Origin of the sequence: Methylibium sp., assembly GCF_031393925.1 — a bacterium.
Taxonomy (GTDB): domain Bacteria; phylum Pseudomonadota; class Gammaproteobacteria; order Burkholderiales; family Burkholderiaceae_C; genus Methylibium.
Genome location: NZ_JANMWL010000211.1, coordinates 1 through 9106, shown reverse-complemented (window position 1 = coordinate 9106; position 9106 = coordinate 1). Strand labels below are relative to the sequence as shown.

At 68.8% G+C, this 9106-nt stretch carries 6 protein-coding genes, 1 pseudogene and 1 riboswitch; all 7 genes and pseudogenes read right to left on the bottom strand.

Features of this window, described 5'->3' with window-relative positions; genetic code table 11:
- Positions 1-1132 (bottom strand): annotated as a pseudogene (gene rimO / locus RMO12_RS11355) (30S ribosomal protein S12 methylthiotransferase RimO); the annotation flags it as partial.
- A 39-nt stretch (positions 1133-1171) separates the two neighbouring features.
- Positions 1172-1717, bottom strand: a complete 546-nt coding sequence (gene phaR, locus RMO12_RS11350; RefSeq protein ID WP_309639369.1) for a polyhydroxyalkanoate synthesis repressor PhaR — start codon at positions 1715-1717, stop codon at positions 1172-1174.
- A 256-nt stretch (positions 1718-1973) separates the two neighbouring features.
- Complete coding sequence (locus RMO12_RS11345) at positions 1974-2924, bottom strand: cobalamin-binding protein (RefSeq protein WP_309639368.1); 951 nt, start codon at positions 2922-2924, stop codon at positions 1974-1976.
- Positions 2921-3700, bottom strand: coding sequence for an ABC transporter ATP-binding protein (locus RMO12_RS11340; protein ID WP_309639367.1), 780 nt, complete (start codon positions 3698-3700; stop codon positions 2921-2923). The genes RMO12_RS11345 and RMO12_RS11340 overlap by 4 nt, the downstream gene beginning before the upstream one ends.
- Before the next feature lie 48 nt (positions 3701-3748).
- Positions 3749-4750 carry an iron ABC transporter permease gene (locus RMO12_RS11335; protein ID WP_309626248.1) on the bottom strand — a complete coding sequence of 334 codons (1002 nt, stop codon included), beginning with the start codon at positions 4748-4750 and terminating at the stop codon, positions 3749-3751.
- A gap of 18 nt (positions 4751-4768) precedes the next feature.
- Positions 4769-6601: a TonB-dependent receptor domain-containing protein gene (locus RMO12_RS11330; RefSeq protein ID WP_309639366.1), complete on the bottom strand. Its 1833-nt coding sequence runs from the start codon at positions 6599-6601 to the stop codon at positions 4769-4771.
- A gap of 80 nt (positions 6602-6681) precedes the next feature.
- A riboswitch (cobalamin riboswitch) is annotated at positions 6682-6919 on the bottom strand.
- 359 nt (positions 6920-7278) lie between these two features.
- Positions 7279-9106: catalase (locus RMO12_RS11325; protein WP_309639365.1), on the bottom strand; the 1828-nt coding region annotated here is incomplete at its 5' end.

Here is a 9106-nt window from a genome sequence, read left to right as displayed (position 1 = left end):
CGACGGGCAGCGCGCCGGGCAGCTCGTTGGCCGCCGCGCCGGCCACCGGCGAGTAGGCGAAACAGCCGGCACGGTCGATCTCGGCGGCACGCATGAAGTCGAGCAGGTGCTCGAACTCGCCTTCCGTCTCGCCGGGAAAGCCGGCGATGAAGGTCGAGCGCACCACGATTTCCGGGCAGGCCTCGCGCCAGCGTGCCAGGCGCTCGAGGTTCTTTTCTCCGCTGGCGGGGCGCTTCATGCGCTTCAACACGTCGGGATGCGAATGCTGGAAAGGCACGTCCAGGTAGGGCAGCACGCGGCCGCTCGCCATCAGCGGCAGGATCTCGTCGACGTGTGGATACGGATAGACGTAGTGCAGCCGCACCCATGCGCCGAAGGGCTAGGCCAGCTCGCCCAGGCGCTCGACCAGTTCGGTCATGCGCGTCTTGACCGGCCTGCCGTCCCAGAAGCCGGTGCGGTACTTGACATCGACACCGTAGGCCGAGGTGTCCTGGCTGATCACCAGCAACTCTCTTACGCCCGACTCGAACAGTGCGCGCGCTTCGTTGAGCACGTCGCCGATCGGCCGCGAAACCAGGTCGCCGCGCATGCTCGGAATGATGCAAAAGCTGCAGCGGTGGTTGCAGCCTTCGCTGATTTTCAAATAGGCGTAGTGGCGCGGCGTGAGCTTTACACCGATCTTGGACAAGGACGCCGGCACAAGGTCAATGAAGGGATCGTGCGGCTTGGGCGCGTGGATGTGGACCGCGTCCATCACCTCCTGCGTGGCGTGCGGTCCGGTGACGGCGAGCACCTTGGGGTGCATCTGGCGCACCAGGTTGCCGCCGTGCTCGCCGGCCTTGGCGCCCAGGCAGCCGGTCACGATGACCTTGCCGTTGGCGGCCAGCGCCTCGCCGATGGTGTCGAGGCTTTCCTTGACCGCGTCGTCGATGAAGCCGCAGGTGTTGACGATCACCAGGTCAGCGCCGGCAAAAGTCTTGGAGGTGTCGTAGCCCTCGGCGCGCAACTGGGTGAGGATCAGCTCGGAATCGGTCAGCGCCTTGGGGCAGCCGAGCGAGACGAAACCGATGCGCGGGGCCAGCGGCGCCGTGGCCGTTGCAGCGGCCGGGGCCGCGTGAGTGTCTTGCGTCATCGGCGGATTTTCGCCGATCCGGCCGGCGCGGCCGCTGAACTACTTCTTGGGGCCCTGCCCGAAGCCCGCCGGGAACAGCGTCTCGGTCTGCTTGTTCATCTGTTCCTGCATCTGCACGAACAGGTTCTTGGACTGGTCGACGTAGCTCGACATCAGCCCCTGCATCATCGGCGCCTGCACATTCATGAACTGCGCCCAGACCTCGGGGCTGAAGGTCTGGCCGCCGCCCGCACCAGCACCAGCACCGGCGCCCGCGCCCGCTGGCTCGGTAAAGCGCTTTTGCATGTCCATGAAGGTCTGGACGTTCTTTTCCAGGTAGCTGCCCATCAGTCCCTGCATGGTGTGGCCGTAGAGACGAATGATGTGCGCCAGCACCGACGTCGTGAACATGGGCATGCCGCCGGTTTCGGCCTCCAGGATGATCTGCAACAAGATGCTTCGCGTCAGGTCTTCGCCGCTCTTGGCGTCGCGCACCACGAACTGCTCGCTGTCGAGCACCATCTGCCGCACGTCAGCCAGGGTGATGTAGCCGCTGCTTTGCGTGTCGTAGAGGCGGCGGTTGGGGTACTTCTTGAGCACGCGCATGGCGGCCTCCTGCGGAGCGCCCGCTTCGGGCGCCGCCGTCGGGGCGTTGCGTGGGGACCGCGCTTTGGCTTGCGTCATGCTCGGTGTTCTCTCGGGGTAAGCGCCGATTCTAGGAGTCGGCCCGAGCGGCTTTTGGAGGGGGTTTTCCCGCCGCGTGGCGGTCGCGCGTGGCATCACGGAACAGCGCGCCGAGCAGCGCGGCTCGCTTGCGCCCCCGAGCCGGCGCGTGCAATCGGGCGCAGGCAATCGGCGCGGGCTATCGGGTGCTGCGTGCGCGCGCCGCGTCGAGCTTGACGCACAGTTCGGTTGCGCCCTGCACGATGCGGTCGGACTGGCGATGCAGCGTGTCGGGGTCGACCACCAGCAGGTTGCCCAGCCGCGTGGCGCGCAGGCCGGCAAGCCGGCGCCAGGTGTCGAGGGGGTCGGGGCCGTTCGGCTCGACTTTGCCGGTGACGATCGCTTCGGGGTCGGCCTGCACGACGGCCTCCTCGCTTACCTGCGGCGTCAGCGGCGCGAGGCCGGCGAACACATTGGTGGCGCCGCACAGCGCGAGCGCTTCATTGATGAGGTGCTGGCCGTTGATGGTGAGCAGCGGACGGTGCCAGATTTGGTAGAAGACGCGCACCGCGCGCCGGCCGGCGTAGCGCGTTCGCAGCGCCGCCACCTCGGCGTCCAAGCGCACGGCACGCACTGACGCGGCGGCGTCGGTGCCCGCCAGTCGGCCCAGCCGCACGAGCGTGCTGGAAATGTCGGCCAGCTTGCGCGCCTCGCTGGCGTACGTCGGGATGCCGAGCGTGGCCAGGCGCTGCAGTTGCCGGACCGAGTTGCCGTGATGCCAGACGACGATCAAATCCGGCTTCAGCGCCACGATGCGCTCCAGGTCGAGCTGCGCGCTGTCGCCGATGCGCGCGATCGACCGGGCCGCGGCCGGATGGTCGCTCCAGCTATCGACGCCCACCACCTGCGCGCCCGCGCCGGCCGCGAACAGCAGCTCGGTCAGGTGCGGCGCCAGGCTCACGATGCGCCGGGCCGGTGCTGCCAGCGTGACGGTGTGCCCCGCGTCGTCGATGGCTTGCACGCCGGCCCGCGCGGGTTCAGTGAACAGGCCGAGTGCGGCAGCCAGCAGCACGCACGCGAACGCTGACGAGACGATGCCGTCCGCCCTGGCAGCGGCGAGGGCGTGCGCAACCCGCGTCGTCACGCTCATGCCGCCACGAACAGCCAATGTCCGCCGGCATGCACGCGCCGCACCGGGTGCCCGAAGGCCGCGCTCAGGGTCGCTTCGTCCATGACCTCGTCCACGCCACCGAGTCGTGGCCCCGCGCCGCCCCGCACCAGGGCATGCGTGGCGAAGCGCCGCGCCAGGTTCAGGTCGTGGATCGACATCAGCACCGCCTTGCCGCTGCCGCGCACCAGCGCGCCCAGGTGGTCGAGCACCATGATCTGATGGCGCAGATCGAGGTGCGCGAGCGGCTCGTCGAGCAGCAGCAGCAAGGGGTCTTGCGCCAGCAGCGCGGCGATGCCCACGCGCTGGCGCTCGCCGCCGGACAGCGTGGTCACGTCGCGTGCGGCCAGCGCCTGCATGTCAACAGTGCGCAGTGCGGCCAGCGCGATCTCGCGGTCCGCATCGTCTTCCCAGGCCCAGCGCGCCAGGTGCGGGTGACGGCCCATCAGCACGAGGTCGAGCACGCTGGCGCTGAAGGCATCGTGCAGGCGCTGCGGCAGCAGGCCGCGCAGGCAGGCTGCGTCGGCCGGCTTCCAACTTGCGAGCGGTCGGCCGTAAAGCCGCACGCTGCCGGCGTCAGGCTCCAGCAGGCCGGCCAACGCGTGCAGCAGGCTGGTCTTGCCGCTGCCGTTGGCGCCGATCACGCACCACAGCTGGCCGGGCTGCACGCGCAGCGACAGACGCTCGATCAAGGTGCGACCGCCGACGCGCAAGCTCAGCGCCTGGCTCGACAGCAGCGGCGATGAAGGTTCAGCCATCGATGCACGCGCGCCCGACCCGCTGAAGCAGCCTGGATGAGCGAGCACTCATCGCGCACCGCCCCGTCGCAGCAACAGGAACAGGAAGCTCGGCACACCGAGCAGCGCCGTGATCACGCCGACCGGCAACTGCTGCGGCGCGATCACGCTGCGCGCCGCCGTGTCGGCCAGCAGCAGCAAGGTGCCGCCAGCCAAGGCGCAGGCCGGCAGCAGCACACGCTGGTCGTTGCCGATCACCAGCCGCAGCGCGTGCGGCACCACCAGGCCGATGAAGCCGACGCTGCCGCAGGTGGTGACCGCCACCGCCGTGGCCAGCGAGGCCAGCAGGTAGAGCTTGCGGCGCAGCGGCACGACCGCCACGCCCAGCGCGTGGGCAAGCGCCGGGCCGCGCAGCAGCACGTTGAGTTCGCGCCCCAGCGGCAGCGCGGCCAGCAGCACGAGCGCAAGTGCTGCCAGCGGCCAGGCACCGGCATCGCTGCCGGCAAGGTCGCCGCTGAGCCAGAACAGCATGCCGCGCAGTTGCGCGTCGGGCGCGACCGTGAGCAGCAAGGTGATGAGCGCCGACCAGCCGGCCGCGAGCATGACGCCGGTGAGCAGCAATCGCGGTGCGGTGTCGCTGGCACCGGCAGCCGACAAGCGTGCGAGGTCGCGGTGCGCGATGGCGAACACCAGCAGCGTCGACAACAAGGCGCCGCCGAACGCGCCGAGCTGCATGACAGCCGCTCCCGCGCCGAGCACGAGCGCGCCGAGTGCGCCGACCGCAGCACCGCCCGACACGCCCAGCACGTAAGGGTCAGCCAGCGGATTGCGCAGCAGCACCTGCATCAGCGCACCGGCCAACGCCAGCAAACCGCCGGTGCCAAAGGCCGCCATTGCGCGCGGCAACCTCAGTCCGTGCAGCACCTCGGAAGCGGTGCTGGCGTCGGGCCGGAACAAAAGGCGCAGCAGCTCGGCCCCGCCAATGGCGCTGCTGCCCACCGACAGCGCGACGAGCATTGCCACGGCGGCCAGCAATGCCAGACCGAGCCAGATGCGAAGCGCGCGCGCCACGGTCGATCGCAGACCGCGTTAGCGGCCCGTGTAGTCGAGCGCCACGAAGACGCCGCGTCCCGCGGTGTTGTAGCCCTGCGCCAGCTCGTAGCGCCGGTCGGCCGCGTTGTTGACGCGCAGCGACAACTGCCACTGCGGCGCCACCCCATACGCCGCATGCAGGTTCACGAGCGCATAGCCGCCCATGCGCGACTCCGGCGCGTTGCTGGCGGCGTCGAAGCGCGCGCCGCTGAACACCGCGTCGGCGCCATAGCGCCAGGCGCCGGGCGCGGCCGAGACGCCGACGCTGCCGTGCCGACGCGCACGCCGGATGAGGCGCTGGCCCGTCTCGGCGTCGACGGCTTCTTGCTCAGTGAGCTCACCGCGCAGCGCCCAGTCGGCGAACGCCCAACGTAGGTCGAGCGTTGCGCCGCGAATGCGTGCGCGGTTGACGTTGATGACGGTGCTGAAGCTCGGGTCGACCGAGATCAGGTCGCGGATGCGGTTGCGAAACAGGGTGAGCCCCGCCTGCGCAGCACCTTGCTGATAGCGCGCCGCCAGCTCGGCGCTGCGCGATCGCTCGGGCCGCAGTTCGGGGTTGCCCTGGAAGCCGAAGCTCAGCGGGAAATACAGATCGTTGAAGCTCGGCGCCTTGAAGGCGCTGCCCACACCGGCCGAGAGCCGCCAGGCCGGCGTCGCGCGCCAACCGTAGGCAAGGTTGCCGCTGTTGTGCGCGCCGAACTGCGAGTTGTCGTCGCGGCGCAGCGAAGCCTGCAGCGCATGCGCGCCCAGGCTCGCGGCATAGCTGGTGAACAGCGAGCCGATGCGCCGCTCGCTTTGCGTGTAGGCGGTGTCGCCGGTGACCTTCTCGCGCCGCCATTCCAGCCCGGCCGCGAGCTGGCCGCCGAGCACGGCAAAGTCGTTCTGCCAGCTGGTCTGGTCCTGGTCGGTGCGAAAGTTGCCTGCAAAGCTGCCGCGGATGGCGATGTCATCACTGCCGCGCGCCAACCGCAGGTGGCTGCGCCAGCCGTCGCTGATGCGGTTGCTGCTTTCGAGCGCGAGCGTCGAGAGACGCTGCCGGTTCACGTCGTCGCTGCCCGGGCCGGCATCAAAGTGCGTCGTCCCCTCGCTGCGCAAGGCGCGCGCGGTGAGCGTGTGGCCGGGCGCCCAGTCGTGGCTGAGCGCCAGGCTCGCGTTGTTGTTGCGATAAGGATCGTCGTCCGGATTGAAAGAGAAGGTGTTCGCCGCGTTGGTGGCCGAGAACGCGCGCGACTCGCGGTAGCCGGCCTGCACCGAGAAGCGCGTGCTGCCGAATTGGCGGCCCAGGCCGACCGATGCGTCGCGCGTGCGCCAACTGCCTGCGCCGACATGCGCCTCGGTGCGCTCACCCTGGCGTGTGAACACCTGGATCACGCCGCCGATCGCGTCAGCGCCATAGAGGCTGCTGGCCGGACCGCGCAGGATCTCGATGCGCTCGATCTGGTCCAGGGGAATGTTCTCGAAGGCATTGGTGCCGGCGGTGGCAGAGTTGATGCGCACGCCGTCGATGAGCAGCACCACATGGTTGGCGTTGGTGCCGCGCAGGAACACGCTCGAGATCTGGCCCGGCCCGCCGGTGCTAGCGATCTCGGCGCCGCCATGCATTTGCAGCAGCTCGGGCAGCGAGACCGGTCCGGCGTTGCGAATGGTGTCGGCGTCGATCACGCGCACGTCGGACAGCACCGCCGAGACCGGCTGCTCGAGCCGCGTCGCGGTCACGACCACGGGTTCGAGTTGCGGCAACGACTGCGCCAACGCGACAGTCAAAGGAAGGGAAAGCACGAACAGGCCGAGACCGCGCAATGCGGCTGGCCGATGACGAGAAGCGTTCATCGGAACATGACTCCAGGCAGCGAGCGTCCCCGCAGGCTGCATCGGTGGCGAGAACCGCGGCTCGGCTGTGAGGCCAGTCCACGGCGACTGCGCTCGCAGGCCGGTATCCGGGCTCGCAGGTCGGCACCCGGAGGTGCCGCGACCATCGCCTTCCCACGGGCTTGCGTCCCGCAGTGGCTTTGTTGATGTTCGTGTGCCTGCTTACCGGTGCGGGGGCAGCGCAGGCCTTGTGCGCCCAGGGATCGGACGCGCTCACCTGCTTCCCGTTTAACCCCCGGCCGAAGCACGGACGGGGGCACCTGAAGCGAGGCGCAGTCTACCCGGCGCCCCACGGGCGGCGGCAAACGTGGCCGCAGGAGGCGTGGCGGGTCGGCCGGGCGGACACCGGCACGCCTTACGTCACGCCCTTTCCGTCGCCGGATGGAGAGCCCATCGCGCTCACGCGCAGCGTCGACCGCGTAAACCAGCTCTGCGTCATGCGCGCGGACGGATCGCAGCTACAGCAGTCGACGTTCGGCGACGTGCCTTCGATGTTCCCGGCCTGGAGCCCGAGGGGCGATCGACTCGTCCACGTGCGCGGCGACCCGTCCGCGAAGGCGCCGACAGGGCGCCTCGCGGTTCTCACGCTGACTCGGGGCTGAACACCGGCCTCTTCGTTGCCGCAAGCGACGAGCAACTTACGCCAGCGTCCTGACTTTGGCCTCGCGGTCCCACTGCCGCGTCTTCGCCGCCTTGATGAAAGCCTTCGTATCCCCGGCGCTCATGACGCCAGCGTCGGGCGCAATGCCGGCCTTCTGGAGCAGCGCCTGACCACCGCGATCGACGGCCAGGGCTTTGAGGTGGCCGAAAGCGTCGCGCACGAAATCGATCGCCGCGCCCTCCTCGCACAACATCGTTGCGCCAGCATCGGACAGCACGATCGCCACGGCATCGAACATGACCGATGGCGTGCCGGCGAGCTGCCCGCCTGCGGGCATCAGCGTGCCGTCGGCCAGCTTCGCGCCGCCAACCTTGGGGGCGACGATCTTCACCTTGGCGCCCGCCGCGACCACCGCGGACTTCAACGCCTCGACGATCGCGCCGTTGGAGCCGTCGTTGATGAGAATGCCGACGCAGCGCCCCTCGAGCGTGTCTTTCATCTTGCCGATGATCTGCAGCGCGGGCGACGGTGCCATGTCCTTGACGGGCGCGGCCGCGGCCGGCGCGGCAGGCATGGGACCGAGCGCCAGGCCCGCAGCGACGCGCGTTGCCAGATCGGCGTTGATGTGGAGCAGGTGGCCGACCATCGCCTGGCGCACATGCAAGGTGTCCACCTTCGACAGCTCGAACACCAGGGCCGAGGCGATATGCGCCTGCTCGGGCACGGTCTGGCTCAGGTAGAAAAGCCGTGCCTGCGAGTAATGGTCGGCAAAACTCTCGGCGCGCACGCGCCCGCGCTCGCCGTTTTCGGCAGCGGGGAAGCTGCGAAATCCGCTCGGGCTCTCACGCGCCGAATCCTTCGCGAGCGAACTGGGCTCGTAGGCCACCCTGCCCTTGGGCTGCTGCATCTGCATGTGGCCGTCGCGTTGCTGGTTGGCGAAGGGGCACTTGGGCGCGTTGATCGGGAGCTGGTGGAAATTGGGCGAGCCCAGGCGCGACAACTGCGTATCGAGGTACGAGAAGAGCCGGCCCTGCAATAGCGGGTCGTTCGAGAAATCAATGCCGGGAACGATGTGCGAGGGGCAGAACGCCACCTGCTCGGTCTCGGCAAAGAAGTTGTCGGGCCAGCGGTCGAGCACCATGCGGCCGATCACCCTCAAAGGCACGAGTTCCTCAGGGATCAGTTTGGTGGAGTCGAGGTGATCGAAGGGGAAGGCGTCCGCTTCCTTCTCGGTAAAGAGCTGGACGGACAACTCCCACTCGGGAAATGCACCCTCCTCGATGGCCTCGAACAGGTCGCGACGGTGGAAGTCGGCATCGGCGCCGGTGATCTTGACGGTCTCGTCCCAGAGGGTCGACTGCAGGCCGAGCATGGGACGCCAGTGGAATTTTACGAAGGTCGATTCACCCTGCGCATTGATCAGGCGAAAGCTGTGGATGCCGAAGCCCTCCATCATCCGCAGCGACCGGGGCAGCGTGCGGTCGGACATGATCCACATCACCATGTGCATCGACTCGGGGGTCAGCGAGATGTAGTCCCAGAAGGTGTCGTGCGCCGTGGCCGCCTGCGGGAAGCCGCGGTCGGGCTCCATCTTCACGGCATGGATCAGATCGGGGAACTTGATCGCGTCCTGGATGAAGAACACCGGGATGTTGTTGCCCACCAGGTCCCAGTTGCCCTGCGAGGTGTAGAACTTGATCGCAAAGCCGCGCACGTCACGCGGGGTGTCGGACGAGCCCGACCCCCCAGCCACGGTAGAGATGCGGCTGAACACCGGCGTCTTGACCCCCACCTCGGTCAGCACCTTGGCAGTCGTGTAGGCCGCCAGCGAATGGGTCAGCTCGAAGTGGCCGTGGGCGCCGGAG

Bases quoted from the DNA above. Each gene is read 5' to 3' on its own strand.
- phaR (WP_309639369.1), bottom strand. From the start codon at position 1,717: ATGCGCGTGCTCAAGAAGTACCCCAACCGCCGCCTCTACGACACGCAA.
- RMO12_RS11345 (WP_309639368.1), bottom strand. From the start codon at position 2,924: ATGAGCGTGACGACGCGGGTTGCGCACGCCCTCGCCGCTGCCAGGGCG.
- RMO12_RS11340 (WP_309639367.1), bottom strand. From the start codon at position 3,700: ATGGCTGAACCTTCATCGCCGCTGCTGTCGAGCCAGGCGCTGAGCTTG.
- RMO12_RS11330 (WP_309639366.1), bottom strand. From the start codon at position 6,601: ATGAACGCTTCTCGTCATCGGCCAGCCGCATTGCGCGGTCTCGGCCTG.